The 15,888-nt window shown below is 35.6% G+C and carries 12 protein-coding genes, 1 tRNA gene and 2 pseudogenes; 6 read left to right on the forward strand and 9 right to left on the reverse strand.

The annotated features are described in order from the left end of the window. The first annotated feature begins 45 nt into the window (after positions 1 to 45). Positions 46 to 1,276: pseudogene (locus NMD99_RS01165) on the forward strand (IS256-like element ISWpi15 family transposase). Positions 1,277 to 1,310: 34 nt separating this feature from the next. On the opposite strand, the pseudogene NMD99_RS01170 reads toward NMD99_RS01165, so the two are convergent. Further along, a pseudogene (locus tag NMD99_RS01170) lies at positions 1,311 to 1,529 on the reverse strand (IS66 family transposase); the annotation flags it as partial. 93 nt (positions 1,530 to 1,622) lie between these two features. On the opposite strand from NMD99_RS01170, the gene NMD99_RS01175 reads away from it, so the two are divergent. After that, positions 1,623 to 1,787 carry a hypothetical protein gene (locus tag NMD99_RS01175; protein ID WP_253309122.1) on the forward strand — a complete coding sequence of 55 codons (165 nt, stop codon included), beginning with the start codon at positions 1,623 to 1,625 and terminating at the stop codon, positions 1,785 to 1,787. Here the strand turns inward: NMD99_RS01175 and NMD99_RS01180 are convergent. From NMD99_RS01180 to NMD99_RS01200, 5 genes are all read right to left on the reverse strand, one after another. Continuing rightward, on the reverse strand, positions 1,778 to 3,040 hold the full coding sequence (locus NMD99_RS01180) for a Tol-Pal system protein TolB (protein ID WP_253309121.1): 1,263 nt from the start codon (positions 3,038 to 3,040) through the stop codon (positions 1,778 to 1,780). The two genes, NMD99_RS01175 and NMD99_RS01180, sit on opposite strands and share 10 nt — an antisense overlap. Before the next feature lie 9 nt (positions 3,041 to 3,049). Continuing rightward, positions 3,050 to 4,684, reverse strand: coding sequence for a ribonuclease J (locus NMD99_RS01185; protein ID WP_309166399.1), 1,635 nt, complete (start codon positions 4,682 to 4,684; stop codon positions 3,050 to 3,052). A 217-nt stretch (positions 4,685 to 4,901) separates the two neighbouring features. Then, positions 4,902 to 6,020: a molecular chaperone DnaJ gene (dnaJ, locus tag NMD99_RS01190; protein WP_264732332.1), complete on the reverse strand. Its 1,119-nt coding sequence runs from the start codon at positions 6,018 to 6,020 to the stop codon at positions 4,902 to 4,904. Positions 6,021 to 6,102: 82 nt separating this feature from the next. Continuing rightward, positions 6,103 to 6,180 (reverse strand) — tRNA-Arg (locus tag NMD99_RS01195). A 207-nt stretch (positions 6,181 to 6,387) separates the two neighbouring features. Next, positions 6,388 to 6,534, reverse strand: coding sequence for a hypothetical protein (locus NMD99_RS01200; RefSeq protein WP_253309118.1), 147 nt, complete (start codon positions 6,532 to 6,534; stop codon positions 6,388 to 6,390). 503 nt (positions 6,535 to 7,037) lie between these two features. Here NMD99_RS01200 and NMD99_RS01205 point away from each other — a divergent pair. Together NMD99_RS01205 and NMD99_RS01210 are read left to right on the forward strand one after the other, a co-directional pair. After that, a complete protein-coding gene (locus NMD99_RS01205) occupies positions 7,038 to 7,853 on the forward strand; it encodes a hypothetical protein (RefSeq protein WP_253309117.1) in 816 nt (271 codons plus the stop codon). 62 nt (positions 7,854 to 7,915) lie between these two features. Beyond that, entirely contained in the window at positions 7,916 to 9,079 is a 1,164-nt protein-coding gene (locus tag NMD99_RS01210) for a porin (protein WP_309166401.1), read from the forward strand. A gap of 186 nt (positions 9,080 to 9,265) precedes the next feature. Here NMD99_RS01210 and mutS read toward each other — a convergent pair whose 3' ends face one another. The 3 genes from mutS to NMD99_RS01225 form a co-directional block, all read right to left on the reverse strand. Continuing rightward, positions 9,266 to 11,779 carry a DNA mismatch repair protein MutS gene (mutS, locus tag NMD99_RS01215; protein ID WP_253309115.1) on the reverse strand — a complete coding sequence of 838 codons (2,514 nt, stop codon included), beginning with the start codon at positions 11,777 to 11,779 and terminating at the stop codon, positions 9,266 to 9,268. Between the two features lie 598 nt (positions 11,780 to 12,377). After that, the gene (locus NMD99_RS01220) at positions 12,378 to 13,187 is read right to left on the reverse strand and encodes an ankyrin repeat domain-containing protein (protein WP_264732319.1); all 810 of its coding nucleotides are present in this window, start codon (positions 13,185 to 13,187) and stop codon (positions 12,378 to 12,380) included. A gap of 185 nt (positions 13,188 to 13,372) precedes the next feature. Continuing rightward, complete coding sequence (locus tag NMD99_RS01225; RefSeq protein ID WP_353282582.1) at positions 13,373 to 14,530, reverse strand: Fic family protein; 1,158 nt, start codon at positions 14,528 to 14,530, stop codon at positions 13,373 to 13,375. 268 nt (positions 14,531 to 14,798) lie between these two features. Between NMD99_RS01225 and NMD99_RS01230 the strand changes: the two genes are divergently transcribed. Beyond that, entirely contained in the window at positions 14,799 to 15,485 is a 687-nt protein-coding gene (locus NMD99_RS01230) for a TerC family protein (protein WP_253309112.1), read from the forward strand. A 145-nt stretch (positions 15,486 to 15,630) separates the two neighbouring features. Next, on the forward strand, positions 15,631 to 15,885 hold the full coding sequence (locus tag NMD99_RS01235) for a DUF1016 N-terminal domain-containing protein (protein ID WP_264688114.1): 255 nt from the start codon (positions 15,631 to 15,633) through the stop codon (positions 15,883 to 15,885). The last annotated feature ends 3 nt before the right edge of the window (positions 15,886 to 15,888 follow it).

A 15,888-nucleotide genomic window follows, 5' to 3' on the forward strand; every position in this document is an offset into this window, starting at 1 on the left:
CGAAAAAAAAGTAATAAATTGATATAAAAAAATGGAGGTTTGACAATGAGTCAGAAAGTAGTAAACAGAACTACCGGTTTGGTAGATTATAAAGAATTAGAAACAAATATCCTGTCGTCTATACGAGAAGGAAGACCGTTGACAGGAAGAGATGGAGCATTAACACCGTTTATAAAAAAGTTGCTGGAGGTAAGCCTGGAAGGTGAAATAGAAAACCACTTGTCGGCTGAAAGCGAAGAGAATAATCGAAGAAATGGGAGGAATGCAAAGACTTTACGTACAAGCGCAGGGTCATTTGAGCTTTTGACGCCAAGAGATAGGGAAGGAAGTTTCGAACCACAAATAGTCAAAAAAAGGCAAACAAACTTACATCCAGAGCTTGAAACGAAGATTTTGAGCACATTTGCCAGTGGTATGGGCTATAGAGATATAGTGTCACATGTTGAGGAAATTTATGATCACAAAATATCGGTGGCAGAGATATCAAGTATTACTGACAAATTGCTACCAGTAATCAACGAATGGCGTAGTCGCCCGCTGCAGTCTGTATATCCGATAGTTTTCATGGTTTTTTAAAGTCAAAGAGGACGGGCATTGCGTAAGTAAATGCATGTATAACATATTAGGCATAGATCAAAATGGCAAAAAAGAAGTATTAGGTTTTTATTTGGCTGAAAGTGAAGGAGCTAACTTCTGGTTGGGAGTGCTAAATGACCTCAAAGAAAGAGGAGTAGAAGATATCCTTATTGCCTGCGTTGATGGGCTGAAAAGCTTTCCTGCAGCTATAAACAGTGTCTTTCCTAATGCGGAAGTGCAGATGTGTATAGTGCATCAGATACGCAACTCACTGAAGTATGTGGCCAGTAAAGATGCGAAGAGTTTTTTGAGCGATTTAAAGAAGGTATATCAAGCTTCAAGCAAGGAAATTGCCGAGAATTATCTGTTGGAATTGGATGAAAAATGGGGCACAAAGTACCCTATGGTTATAAAATCTTGGCAGAATAATTGGGAAAACTTGTCTGGTTATTTTAAGTATTCTGGTCCAGTTAGGAGGATAATCTACACCACCAATCCCATAGAGGGGCTACATAGGCAAATTAGGAAATTCACTAAGACCAAAGGCTCATTTACCAGCATAAATGCCTTGTATAAGCAGGTATATTGTGCTATAAAGAAGGCAGAGGAAAAGTGGACGATGCCTGTACATGATTGGGCATTAACTATCTCTCAACTTGATGTTTTCTTTCCTGGCAGATTGAAAATTGAGTTGAACTAAAAATGCGGTTTGACACAGTTTATTTAACACTCCCGAAGTAGTTGTAAACCGCATACCTATCGGTAACAACCAAATTCTTATAACTAGAAAATGTACTACTCTCTAGAAACTTAACTCCTCTTGTGTCTGCTAATTTAATAAGGCTTGCTTCATTATTAGCAAACACCCAGCACCAGCCAAGTTTACCTTTAGAATAATGGCTAGTTTCATCAATATGCAAAACTTTGCTTGCTCTCTCTACTTGTTCATATACATCTTAATACATAATTCTCCACAAAAACAATCTTCAGGGAGGAGCTGGATAATTATAAGCTCAGCATTATTGTTTGGCGCTATAGGAGCCACAATGGCTACAATGGGAATTATACCTGAAATTGCTGCTATTGGAGTAATTGCAACTGTTGTGTTGTCAGGAATCGCTGGTACTATAGTAGGTGGTGTAGCGGGATATCTTGTTAATGTGGCAATAAATCAATGCTGTGGAGCATGCAGCTCAGTAGTTCAAGAATAAGACCAATCCGGTAAAGAAGCATTTGTGGGAGTGGAAACCATTTTTTGATTTTTCTTTACTAAGTCTACTAAATATAGTTTAGAGTTGCTTGGTGATTCTGTTCTTGTGAAAATGATTTCTCTACCATTTGGTAGCCATGCCGGAGATTCAATTTTATGCCCTTCTGAAAGTAGACGTTCTTCTTTGCCATCTGGCTTCATAACTCCTATGTAAAATTTTCCTGACTGAATCTTTGTGAAAGCTATCAGATCTCCTTTTGGCGACCAAACAGGCGTAGCATATCTTCCACTTCCAAAACTAATTCTTTTAGGTTTTTTACTTTTGTTAGTAAAATCGATAACATACAGCTGCTGACTCCCACTCATATCGGAACTAAAAACCATATACTTTTGATCTGGAGAAAAAGAGGGAGAAGTGCTTATAGCTGAACCTTTAGTAATTTTTTTTGTCCGTTTACTACTTAAATCCAAAGATAATATATTCGTTTCACCACCCAATGAGTGGGAAATTAAAAGAGATTTACCATCAGGAGAAAATCTTGGTGCAGAAATAACTCCTTCAAATGCGCTGATTATTGATTCAGTGTGGTCTTTTAAATTTTTTAATACTATATAACTTTTACCATTTGCGTATGAGATATAAACAATACCCTTTCCATTTGGTGAGAATCTCGGTGTTGACACAAATCTATCGCCATTTGTTAAGTATTTTATATTACTTCCATCTTGATTCATCACAGCAATTTTACGCACAGATTTGTAGTTGCTATCTTTTTCTTCAGCGATATACGTGATTTTTGTGTTGAAGTGCCCTTTCTCACCAATCAATCTATCATGTATCACATCCGAAACGAGGTGACCAATTTTTCTCCAGTCTTTTGCTGGAAAAACAACTGACTGAGTAAGTAATTCTCTTTTTGTAAAAGTGTCAAATAAACGAAATGATAGCTCTAATGCACTACCAGATACTTCGCTTAAACTTACTGTGACTACAGTATCGCTTTTCCAAGATTTAAATTCAGCTTCCGCGCCACGTTTTACATTAAATAAGCCACAATTAGATAAATTTGTTCCTATTACCTTTGCAATATTTTCGCTTAATTCGCTTTCCAGCGCTGTTTTACATGTACATTTAGATACAACAAGACCAATGTTACCAACACTGCTTTTTTTTATATCAACATATAAAGCAGCTTTTGTAAAATAAGGAATAAATAACGAAACAAGCAATATTAATTGAACGAATAACTTCATTCTTTCATTTCATACCTGTTCTATCTGGACTTCAATTATAGGTCTTTTTAGTAAATATTCCTTTAAGATACTCAATATTGAACTTTCAATCTTATTTTTAATTTTTTTTGTTGGCTGCAAACTAAACAACGACTCAACTTTCTTGACAATTTTCTGTATAATAGCTGCATCTTCTAGCACTTCAAAAACACCAGGTACAAATACTTTCGGTTTAGTAAGCAATTTATTTTTCTTGTTTACAACTGCTATTACCACAATAACTCCGGCATCTCTCATTCTTTTACGCATTTTTATAACACTGCTCTCCGGATGACGTAGCAGCATACCATCAATACCAAAGTAGTCAACATCGATTGAATCAACTTTTTCTCCGTTCTCCAAATTAACAATATCACCTGGTGCAATCATTATTGCTTTTGCCACACCGCACTCTTTAGCAAATTTTACATGTGCATGCGTGTGAATATATTCGCCGTGAACTGGAATAGACATCTTCGGTTTTATTAAAGAATACATTTCCTTTAGCTCTTCTCTTGTTGGATGCCCAGAAGCATGAACATGCTCTGTTTTTTCAGTAACAACTTCTACCCCCATCTCAATAAAGGCATTGAGCATGTTGTGCGCACGAGTTTCATTTCCAGGAATGATTTTTGACGAAAAGATCATGGTATCACCTTGCTGCATTTTAAATGCTTGATGACTCTTATTAGCAAGCCTTGAAGTTGCTGCCAGTGGCTCACCTTGACAACCTGTGCAAAGTAGCACCAGTTTTTCCCTTGGAAAATTTATTGCTTCCTTTGCTTCAAGAAACTGAGGAGAATCAGTTAAATAACCACTATCTTGCGCAACCTTCACTATTCTCCATAAAGATCTACCAAGTAAAACTACTTTTCTATTTAGTGCTTTTGCAGCTTGGCTTATCGTTTCAATTCGTGCCACATTTGAAGCAAATAGCGAAACAGCAACTAATTTTTTAGACCGCTTTATTATGTTATAAATGTTATTATAAATTTCACCTTCTGACTCAGGGTGATGCTTGCTTAATATATTGGTTGAATCGCAAATTGCTGCAAGCAGGTCACCTTTATCGCCAATTTCTTTTAGACGCTCTATATTAGAAGTTAATCCAACAACAGGTTTTGGATCAAATTTCCAGTCTCCGGTATGGAGTGCACTACCCATTTCAGTGCTAATTAATATTGAATTTGCCTCAGGAATTGAATGAGTTATATTTATAAACTCGACGGTAAAAGGACCCAAATTTGTGCTGCCATTTATGTCCACCTCTTTCACAGGTACTGTATCTTCTAATCGAAACTCCTTTAGTTTCTCCCTAAGAAAATTAACCGTAAACTTTGTTGTATATATGGGGCACTGCAACTCTTCCCACAAGTGGGGCACTGCACCGCAGTGGTCCTCATGTGCATGTGTAATTATTATTCCAAGCAAATCTTTTTTTCTTTGAGCAATAAAATCTACATCAGCAATGAGCAGCTCAACACCTGGCATAGTTTCATCTGCAAAACCAACACCAAGGTCGATCATAATCCACTTACCTTGATAATGATATAGGCTAACATTCATCCCGATTCTTCCTACTCCCCCAAGCGGAAGAAATAAAAACTCATTTTTGTTTATATTCATTAAATTTAAATTATTAAAACCTGAGAATAGCAAAACTTCGACCTTAAATAAAGAAATTTATTGCTTTTACATAATTTTAAGGAACTAAGAAGTTTCTGTTGGCTAATAATGTTGATATCAACACTATTGTTAAGTTTTCCATTAATAAGGTCAAAGAATTGCAGGATTAAATGAAAACCCGTAAACAGTTACTCCTTCATGTCATTTAGCAGATTTCTTATTTTTTTTTTACTTTACTAAAAAACCCTTCAGATCGTTGTTGTACATTTGCATTTTCCTCTTCTTCAAACGCTTTTAATAGCTCAATTTGCTTTTTGGTTAAACTTTTTAGATTTAAGGTTTCAACTATTACCTGTACATACAAATCACCGCGAACATGTGAACTCATATGCGGCATACCCTTCTCCTTACAACGTAACTTGGTACCAGTTTGAGTGCTCTCTGGAACTTTTACTTTTGTTTTAGCTCCATCAATTGACTGAACATCAATTTCACCACCAAGCACAGCTAGTGTCATTCTTATAGGTACTTTACAGTGTAAATCTGCCTTATTTCGAGTAAAGATTTTATGGGGAGCTATTTTCACGTATACGTATAAATCTCCACTTTTTCCACCTCTTGCTCCAGCTTCTCCTTTACCACTTATCCTTACCTTAGCTCCTTCTTCTATGCCCTTTGGAATTGAAACGGATATATTTACTTCATCTCTTCTACGTCCACTTCCACCACATTTCTTACATTTATTTTGTATTATTTCTCCTTCCCCATAGCATGTAGTACATGTTCTTTCGATGGTAAAAAAGCCTTGTTGAGTTCTAATCCTACCGCTTCCCTGGCATGTGGGGCACTGAACTGGTTTAATTGCTCCTTCGCTACCTGTGCCTTGGCATGTGTCACATTTTACATTTGTCACATAATGTATAGGCGCTTGTATTCCTTTAAATGCATCTTCTAAGGTAATTTCAAGATCATAACGTAGGTCTGCTCCAGACACTCCTGTTGTGCTCCTCTTTGCTCTTGATCTACTTGCACCACCACCGAATCCTCCACCAAAGAAGTCATTGAATATGTCGCTAAAATCTCCTGCAGAGCTAAAGCCTTGAAACCCACCAGAAGCACCTTCGTGGCCATAACGGTCATAGCTTGCCCTTTTCTCAGAGTCAGATAGAACTTCATATGCAGCTGTTACTTCTTTAAATTTTTCCTCTGCTTCTTGATTGCCAGGATTTCTATCAGGATGATATTTTAACGCTAATTTTTTATACGCTTTTTTTATCTCATCAATACTGGCATTTCTTCCTACTTCCAGCAGATCATAGTAGTCTTTTTTGCTCATATATAATAGTTTAGTGTTTAACCTTTAAAGATAGGTATTGCATATATTAATTTCAAGTGTGACTTCTGTTTCCTATAAAATGTGGTGCACCCTGAGCGACTTGAACGCCCGACCTTTTGATCCGTAGTCAAATGCTCTAATCCAACTGAGCTAAGGGTGCTTTCATAAAGTTAACTTTAGCAGGTTTTGTAGCTTGATTCAATTAATTTGGCTAAAAATAAAACTGTTAATTTTTATCATACGTGAAACCTGCAAAAAATTGCATTTGTTTTCTTAAGAATCATTTTATGGTCAAGCTCACAACTATACGAACATTTGTAGTCAAGGCACTGGGATCTGAAATTGCAATGTTCGTATAGTTGTGGGTTTAGAACCCCTCACAATTCCCAAACTGCTGTTCCGAATTAGAATTATTAAATTCACTATAAGGAGGAGAGTAAGGAGGAGGTGGTCCATAATTCCTAACTGCTTCTTCAGCCTCCTCAATATTGTCTGATTCTTTCTCATGCTTCATATGAAAAGCTAAACCACCAGCAAAACATACGAGAGAATTAACGCCAAGGATAGCTAAACCCCACACTGGTAAGACTGGGTAAACAGCACAAGCTACCTACTTTCAAAACACGTCCCCTCAGATTCTCACTTTGGCATCATTCTACCTTATCTAAAGCCATTTTATACCTTTTTATCCCTTCTGGGGTAATCTTTTTTCAGTTAGCTATAGTAGATCTTTCAGAACAACTAAACGTGACTTGTTCTACTTCCATCTAATACAATGTAACAAAGGGGTATAACTCAGAGCTAGAGGTTATGATTGTAATAAAGATATAAAAAAACGGATAAGTCAAGCAAAATTACATTTGTAACTTTGCTTGACTATCCATTTATTACCACTAAAATAGCTAACAAAGCCATCCCGTATGACATTTTATCTATATCTAATCAAGCATATTAATAAGTAAGTAAATTTTAATATAATCTTATTATACTTATAAATATGCTGTATAGAATGAAAGTATGGATGATTTCATAACTGCAAGAAGGAAAGATGATGCTGTAGTATCTGTTTGTCAGGATAATAAGAAAAAAAACGTATTAATTTTAGGGCTCAATCAAGCCGCAAGGAATTTGTTAAAATACGAGGAAGGGAATTTACTTAATAAGCCGTTAATCAATATTTTAAGTGCAAGAGCAGCTGACGACATGAAGAATTATTTAGAGTATACCGAAAATGGACACGATTTACTTGATGTATTACCTAAAGTGATAGGTTTTTCCTTAACTGATGCTAAAGGAGAAGATATAAAGACAAAAGTAAAAGTTTTCCGCACTGCACAATTTGCTAGTAATAAAATAAATTATGAGCTATTGATACGTGATATCAGCTTGTCTCATAAATTAGGAATCTTTAGAGATGAATATCTAATGGGTAAAAAATATAAAAACCATGACTTATTCGATATACCAAACAATGAGTCTACTATTCTAGAGTTATACGTTATATTAAATTTTGCCTTTCAACATCAAATTAATGCAGCTATAGGAGTGATTGGCTTAAATAGTAGCTGTAGTGAGACAAATGATGCACTGAAAGTTATCATAGAACATTTTTGTAAAAATTGCCGTAGTGATGATTTTCTAGGGTATATTGATGAGAATAAAGTGCTTTTTGTTTTGATTAACTGCGATGTAAAAAGTACGTCTAAAATAATTAATCGTATACATTCTGCCATTAATAAGCAGTTATTAAAGCGAAAATTACCAAGTGTATCAATAATTTATGGGAATATAGCTCAAAAACGGGCAGCAAAATCTACCAGCGGCGCCTTCTGAAAAGTTGTTTTTTATTTATATTGAGTTTAAACTTAAATTTTTATAAAAATTTAAGTTTATTTATGAAGTTAAGGTACTACCTGGTAGCACTGCTTTCATCATTATTTTTGCAGAGTAGTGCTAGCTCTAGAACAATTTTGGATAAGGAAATATTTTATGTAGAACTAGACGGAAAAATAGATTTGAGATTCGGCTACGCCTTCAACAGAGGTTCTTTCAATGCTAAGGCTAAGGATAAAACTTCAAGTTATTCATACTTGCGCTTTCTTTATTTACAGCAAGTTTATCCAAATACTCAAATGGGGTTTAATGTTAAGGCAGGAGTTTCTGGTATTGCAAACCTAAAAGCGTTAGACATAGAAAAGTTAGACATGGAGGAATGGTATTTCATCATTAAAAATCAGGTGCTTGGATCAATTGAATATGGTAAAAGAAGTTTAGTTAGTCAGGGCATGTTAATTAACACTTCAAAAATTTATACAGCTGCTGGAGGAGTAAATGGTCATTGGACAAACTATGCAAATTTGCGTGGTAACGAAAACAGAGATAATGGCCCTGGATATGATAAAGACAAGGTATTTTGGGTAAAACCCAACATTTACAGTAATTATAATGGACTCGAACTAGGGTTAAAACAATCATCAATTAACTACATCTCCCCTGAAATCTATAACTTTCAACTCGGGTTCAGTTATGTCCCAGGAAAAAATAACTTACAGTACAGCAATTTAATTGCTGCTGGCCTTTCCTATAAAAATGGCCTATCAGATGATATAAATTTTACTACTGCCTTAACTGGTGAATTTGCAAGAGAAAATTTAACTGATTGCTCAGATGGAACTTCTAAAAATTATGAATGTCGTAATCAATTACTGCACTGGAATTTTGGTTTGAAGCTAAAATTGTTCGATCTTGATTGCATTTTTTCGTATGGTAATGGCGTTAAATCTGGTGAGAAGCGTAATCCTGAAATAAATAATACGTATTATATGAATGCAGGTATTGCTTACCATTCTGATTCTCGCAAATTGAGCTTAACATATTTCAATAGTGGTAGGGATATTGCAGCAAACGAGTTAACATCATATGCTTTAAGCCTTGAATATCCATTTTTTATGGGCACTTCATACTATTTCGATATTGTAAAATTTAGTACCAAAGAGCCTGAAGTAGAAAATAGCAACTCTGGTTATGTGCTCTTGACTGGACTGAAATTAAGTTTTTAATGAGGTTACATTGCCTCCTGTCATCCCAGCACTCTTTTCTGTCATCCAAGTAGCGGATAACATAGAAACGAAAAACTTACTTGACACGTTTTGCCAGCCCCCTTATCATGACGTGTATAACAATGTTACAAAAAATAATATCATAGGGTTCTCTCTACTTTTTCTGGGTAAGATCAGAATTTCCTCTTAAGCCTTTAGCTCCTCAAATACTTCACTTGCTCTATTTAAAACAGAATCAGGAAAACCAGCAAGTTTTGCTACATGTATTCCATATGACTCATCTGCAATGCCTTCAATTACTTCATGTAGAAAGATAACCTCTCCGTTCCACTCTCTTATTTTTACACAAAAACATTTCACGTTCTTCAAGTATTTGCTTACTTTAGTTAATTCATGATAATGAGTTGCAAAAATGGCGCGGCACTTATTTACATTGTGAATATGTTCAATCACCGCCTGAGCAATAGATAAGCCATCATACACTCCTGTGCCCCTACCAATTTCATCAAGTATCACCAAGGAACGATCTGTTGCCTGATTTACTATCGTTGCTGTTTCGATCATCTCTACCATGAAGGTAGAATAACCAGCTGTTATATTATCTGTTGCACCAACCCTGCTAAATATCTTGTCAATCACTCCAATATGCGCACTCTCTGCTGGCACAAATGACCCCATGTGAGCTAAAACTGCAATGAGAGCGTTTTGCCTCAAGAAAGTGCTTTTTCCAGCCATATTAGGACCAGTAATTAGATGTATACCAGCTAAATTGATGCTATTTGCAATGAATTTATCGTTAACTTCAACCACTGGATGTCTTCCATTGCGAATATTGAACTCTTTACTGTCATCGATAATGGGTTTTACGTAATTATTTTGCACTGCAAGCTCCGCAAAAGTGGCTCTAATATCAAGTTTTGCCAAAGCATTTGCAGCAAGAGCAATTTTTTCAGATTCTTTAGCGACTTCACTACACAGTTCACTAAAAATTTTCACTTCTAAGCTGATTGCAGCATCACGTGCCGTAAGAATTTTATTTTCTAGTTCTTTCAATTCATTAGTAGTGTAGCGCATGCTATTTGCTAAGCTTTGCCTATGAATAAATATGTCCGAAGTTATTTTGTGATTTGCTGACACTTCAACGTAATAACCAAGTATATTGTTGTGTAATATTTTGAGTGCGGCAATGCCAGTTAGGTCGCGATAAGACTCACGGAGCTTAGTTACCAACTTGTTACTGTTGTTCAATATATAAGATAACTCAGATAATTCTGAGTTGTATTTTGGATTGATAAATCCTCCTTCTTTCACGGAACTGAGGTTATTATCAAGTATAGCGCTGTTTAGAAGCTCGAATAGATCTTTATGATTACCAAGACTTTTATGTATTGTGCTTAGTTCACTCTCGTCTGATTTTACTGTCATTCCAGCGCGTGACGCTGGAATCTGCATCTGGATTCCAGTGTCAGCTACTTGGATGACATATTGTTGTGGGAGAGATCCATTTTCACCTGATTCAATTTTACATAAGAACTCAGACAACTCTAAAGTTTTTTCTAGGCCTATTTTTAATAGGTTCATATCCTTTGGTGAACCACGCCCTAGTATTAAGCGCGATAAAGACCTCTCAATATCTGGAATGTTAGATAATATTTCTCGTATTTTTCTGCGTGGCTCATGATTATTTACAAAAAATTGAGCGGTGCTGAGCCTCAAATTGATTGCCTTGGAGCAAGCAAGTGGTGAAGCGAGCATTTGTTTGAGCAGGCGTCCACCAGAGGCTGTAACTGTGTGATCAATAACTGAAATTAGTGAACCTTTCTTTTCACCAAATTGAGTTGAAAACAACTCAAGATTTCTCCTTGCTGAAGCATCAATAAGCATGAAATTTTGTTGCTTATAGGTTTTTGGGAATTCAAGCCTTGGAATGGAGCCCCTTTGTGTTACTCTGACATATTCAAGCAGTGCACCGCACGCCATGATTTCTACTTTGCTGAAATTTCCTATACTCCCAAGTTCCCTGATTTTATAAAACTCGCATAACGTTCTGTGAGATTTACTATACTCAAAAAAACTCTGTGCGTGTTGTGTAATTGATATTTTATAATTTTTTAAAATCGATCTAATTTTTTCGTCCTCAGTGAATTTTTCAGAAATTAATAATTCTCTTGGTGATATACGCAATAAATCACTATCTAGAGCTTTCAAATTCGTTAAAGTGTGAAAAAATTTTCCCGTTGATAATTCAAGCCAACTAATAGCATATTCGTCATTTTGTTCAACTATGGATGCGAGATAATTATTGCTTTTATCCTCCAGTAGCGAATCTTCTATAATTGTACCTGGAGTTACAACTCGTACTACATCACGTTTTACTATGGATTTATAGCCCCTCTTTTTTGCTTCATCAGCAGTTTCTAATTGGTCACAGATTGCTACTTTGAATCCTAAATCTATTAGCTTGTGTAGGTAAGATTCGCTACTGTGTGCTGGCACTCCACACATTGGTATTTCTTGCCCATTTGAATTGCCCCTCTTGGTTAGCACTATATTCAGCAATTTCGCAGCTTTAATAGCATCATCGAAAAACAACTCATAAAAATCTCCTAGCCTATAAAATAGCAGATGATCCTTGTATTGAGCTTTCAGGTTCAAATATTGCTCCATCACAGGGGTGTTTTTTTCTCTTACGAAGCTCATAATATTTTTTAATATATTGTATTGGTAATAAATTCAATGTTATTATAGATTATATTGCACATGTGAATAACATAAATTTTAGATAGGTGTATAGAGGGGAAAATTTAAAACAATTAAATTTCTTGGATCCAAGTAGTCAGGACACTTGGATGACACCCTCCTTGTATGTATTATAGCTAAAGTGACTTACGACAATTTGAAAAACGACACATTCGTCATTCCGCTACTAGTTAGCGGAATCTATACCGCGCATAGCTGTACGAACATTCATTTTTGAAGGTAAATTGCACAGCAAATGGTGTCATTCCAGTGCTTGACACTGGAATCCAGCTTCTATGCAACATCATCAAAAACATTCATTTAGTGTAAGATCAGCTACTTTCCATGCTAGTTTGCTTGTGAACAAGCAAACTTTTCTGGATCCCAGTGTCAAGCACTGGGATGACATCATAGGGGCGCTGGGATGACACCCTCCTTGTGTGTATTATAGCTAAAGTGACTTACGACAATTTGAAAAACGACACATTCGTCATTCCGCTACTAGTTAGCGGAATCTATACCGCGAATGAATCGCGGTATGACGTGTTGCTTGGGTCAGCTATACGTAGGTTGTGGCCCTTCTTTTTGCACCATCAACAGATATTTCAGAGCTAACAGTGCTAATAGTTTTTTCTATCGCTTTAGCCTGTTCATAGTCTTGACTCAAAAAATACATGGCCAGCCCAACAGCTATACTAGCAACAAGAACAGGTGCTATCATTACACCTAGTATCATACCACCAGAAAGACTTACTGCAACACACACACCAGCTCCAAGTACAACACCAAGAAAACCACCAATTATTACGCCAGGCACCAAACTGCCTATCATAGCGCTTTCTTTTTTCGTATTAGCTTGTTCTTTCATACTTTTAATAAGCACTTTTTTTGTTTCTCCTTGAGCTAAATCTAAAGGAATTTTATTATCCGCGTTTTGTATCAAAGGATTTGCACTATATGTAACAAGAAGGGTGATTATTTCTTCAGTTTTCTTACCTATAACTGCATGATGTAGTAATGTATTTCCCTTTTCATCTTTAAAGTTTATATGAGTACGAAGTTCCTCATCTAGATTTCTTATTGGGTTGTTTTTTGCATATATCCTAGGTTTTATTGCTCTATCTAAGCATTGTATCACTTGTTCTAGTGATTGCTCGCCAGGATTTTGTATAAAATGAAGCAGAATTTCGTGTACTATTGCTTCCTTTGTAGTTTTTTGGTATCGTAAAGCACATGCAAATGTGTCTTTATTAATAGTTATTTCTTTGTTTTGTTTAAGGAAATCTTTTAACTTTCCAACTCTATTTATACTGTGATTTTCGCTAGCAATTATCGATTGTAAAGTTTTTCTGTTATCGTCACCAGTCATGCTATCCTCCTTGATTTGATTGCATTACTCATTAATAAATAATATAATAAATCCTGCTAAAAGTCAAGCAATTAATTAATAAGTTAATATAATTCTCCAAAAGGAGCTCCTTACTTTTTGTTCAGCATGTCCATTGGATCAGACTCTTTAAGCTTGCTGTTTGCTGAATTTATTCATCACAATAGCTACAATGTGCTATCGAAGTTCTCTGTAATCTTAGTTGGTTCTTCTAGAATATTCAAAATATCAGTTGCACAATAAACCCGATCTCTCTTTCCTTGAGAAGTTTGTGAAACGATGCCTAAATCTTCAAGCTTTACGATTGCTCTTTGGGCTGTTGTAAATACGACACCTAAGTTTTCAACCACTTTCCTTATAGTAAAGTAAGGGTTTACAGCGAGATACCTTACAATACCACTCGCAACTCCCTCAGTTTTAGAACTAACTTCAGTTTGCCAATTTGCAATCAAAATGTTAATTCGTTCTGCTCTTGACAATGCATCCAATGATTGCAGTACTACACCATTTAAGAAATAAGAGAACCAATCATGCCACGTGCCTCTGTTGCTTATATTGTAAAGTTGGTCATAATACTCACTTTTTGTAGCTTCAAAAAATGCACTTAAGTATAACAGAGGTAATGGTAATAATTTTCTTTCGATCAGAAGTAATGTTATTAATAAACGTCCAATACGTCCATTGCCGTCCAAGAATGGGTGAATCGCTTTAAATTGATAATGACATAGAGCTATATGTATAAGTGGGGGTAATGTTCTATCATGTAAAAATTTTTCAAAAGAGTCCAAGCAACCCATCAATTCACCTGGCATTGGTGGCACATATTTTGCTGTGTCTATTGTACATCCTGGGCTTCCAATCCAATTTTGCACTCGGCGAAATTCTCCTGGAGTTGCGTGAGAACCTCTTACACCTTGCATAAGTTTTCCGTGAATTTCTTTAACCAACTGAAGCGACAGTGGAAAAGATTGTAAACGTTTTAGTCCATAATCGAGCGCTGATATATAATTGCGTACTTCTTGTAAATCATCGGGATTGCGATCTACATTAGCACCTGCTTCTTGAGCCAAAATTTCACCAAGAGTTGCTTGAGTTCCCTCGATTCTACTTGAAAGAACTGCTTCACGTGCTATAAAGGGTCGTATGAGAAGATGAGGGTTAGGCAATTTAGCTCCTTCCCTGGATAACATACCCAAAATATGATCTGCTCTGGAAAGACTATTAACTAAATCATTGTCCCATTCAAATTTTGGTGGCAAGGGGTTAGGTATAAATGCCTGATAACCAGCGAATACTTTGCCTGATGGTGATCCTTTAATATATATTCATTCAACCTAGTACACTATTTTTATAGTATATATTATTTTCAAATAAAGTCAAAAATGAAAATAAGGCTTTATCTTATTTGCGTGCATGAAAATAAGAAACTCTCTTATTGTCGATTTTGCTCAAAAACAAAAATAGAAGAAGCTGCTGAACTTTATATTAGCAGTTATCCTGTTTTTCTGGAGAGCTGCTATAAAACTTCTGAGTGAAGTCACTTAATTTTTACACATCTATTGTAGAGTAAGAAGAGCCGAATTTGGGACAAAAATGCTAGCTGATGCTTGGACTTTACTGACACTTACACTACTTGAAACTATACTTAGTGTAGACAATTTAATCTTTATTTCTCTAGCAATAGATAAGGTACCAAATGCGCTGAGAGAAAGAGTGCGCCTTATGGGCCTTGGATTAGCGCTATTAATGCGTTTTGTAATACTATTTTTTACATCATCTATATTGTCAATGCAAAAACCTATATTTCACACTGCATCGCTAAATATTTCAGCAAGGGATTTACTTATGATCGCAGGGGGATTATTCCTTATTGTTAAAAGCTCTATGGAGTTATGGGATGACATCTTTGTATGTAAGAAAAATAAAAAGAAAGCAAACGTTAAATCAAAATTTTTTTTAGTTGTGCTACAAATTATATTAATAGATTTAGTTTTTTCAGTTGATTCGATATTAACTGCTATAGCATTAACTTATAACATGATAATAATTGCTACAGCATTTACATTTTCCATGCTAGCAATGCTGTTTTTATCAAGTTATACCGCCCAGTTAATCAAATCTAACCCAGGTTTAAAAGTAATTGCTATCTTATTTATTTTACTTGTCGGTGTGTACCTCATACTTCATGGATTTCATATAGAATTACCAAAAGGATATTTGTATTCTTCATTTATGTTTGCACTGCTTGTGGAAGTTATAAGCAAAATAAAGAAAACGTAGTGTGTAGATATAGCCTCACTCAAGCGAGATTTTCCTGTGGATTTAAGGTAATAAGAGGAAGTAGTAATGTTTTTTCGGGGTGAAAGTAACCTCTTGCATACATAAGTTTTTGTGCCATAATGGTTCTTTATTGAAAATAGCGTTGATGGATATCACTACTAGCTTATTAGGGGATATTAGTAATTTAATAGATAGAGCAAAGAATCATCTTGCTACACATTTCAATTCTACTCTAGTATTGTTAAATTGGGAAATTGGCTTCAGAATTGGTCAAGATATCTTAAAGCACAAACGTGCAGACTATGGCAAACGAATCATCTCCCAACTTGCAAAAGAACTTCAGATTAAATATGGACGTGGGTTTGATAGAGCTTCATTGTTTCGGATGGTGCAAATATAGGAA

The sequence above is a fragment of the Wolbachia endosymbiont of Listronotus oregonensis genome (genome assembly GCF_031205055.1).
Taxonomy (GTDB): domain Bacteria; phylum Pseudomonadota; class Alphaproteobacteria; order Rickettsiales; family Anaplasmataceae; genus Wolbachia.

Bases quoted from the DNA above. Each gene is read 5' to 3' on its own strand.
- NMD99_RS01210 (WP_309166401.1), top strand. From the start codon at position 7,916: ATGAAGTTAAGGTACTACCTGGTAGCACTGCTTTCATCATTATTTTTG.
- NMD99_RS01185 (WP_309166399.1), bottom strand. From the start codon at position 4,684: ATGAATATAAACAAAAATGAGTTTTTATTTCTTCCGCTTGGGGGAGTA.
- NMD99_RS01205 (WP_253309117.1), top strand. From the start codon at position 7,038: ATGGATGATTTCATAACTGCAAGAAGGAAAGATGATGCTGTAGTATCT.
- NMD99_RS01175 (WP_253309122.1), top strand. From the start codon at position 1,623: ATGGCTACAATGGGAATTATACCTGAAATTGCTGCTATTGGAGTAATT.
- mutS (WP_253309115.1), bottom strand. From the start codon at position 11,779: ATGAGCTTCGTAAGAGAAAAAAACACCCCTGTGATGGAGCAATATTTG.
- NMD99_RS01220 (WP_264732319.1), bottom strand. From the start codon at position 13,187: ATGACTGGTGACGATAACAGAAAAACTTTACAATCGATAATTGCTAGC.
- dnaJ (WP_264732332.1), bottom strand. From the start codon at position 6,020: ATGAGCAAAAAAGACTACTATGATCTGCTGGAAGTAGGAAGAAATGCC.
- NMD99_RS01230 (WP_253309112.1), top strand. From the start codon at position 14,799: ATGCTAGCTGATGCTTGGACTTTACTGACACTTACACTACTTGAAACT.
- NMD99_RS01235 (WP_264688114.1), top strand. From the start codon at position 15,631: ATGGATATCACTACTAGCTTATTAGGGGATATTAGTAATTTAATAGAT.
- NMD99_RS01200 (WP_253309118.1), bottom strand. From the start codon at position 6,534: ATGAAGCATGAGAAAGAATCAGACAATATTGAGGAGGCTGAAGAAGCA.
- NMD99_RS01180 (WP_253309121.1), bottom strand. From the start codon at position 3,040: ATGAAGTTATTCGTTCAATTAATATTGCTTGTTTCGTTATTTATTCCT.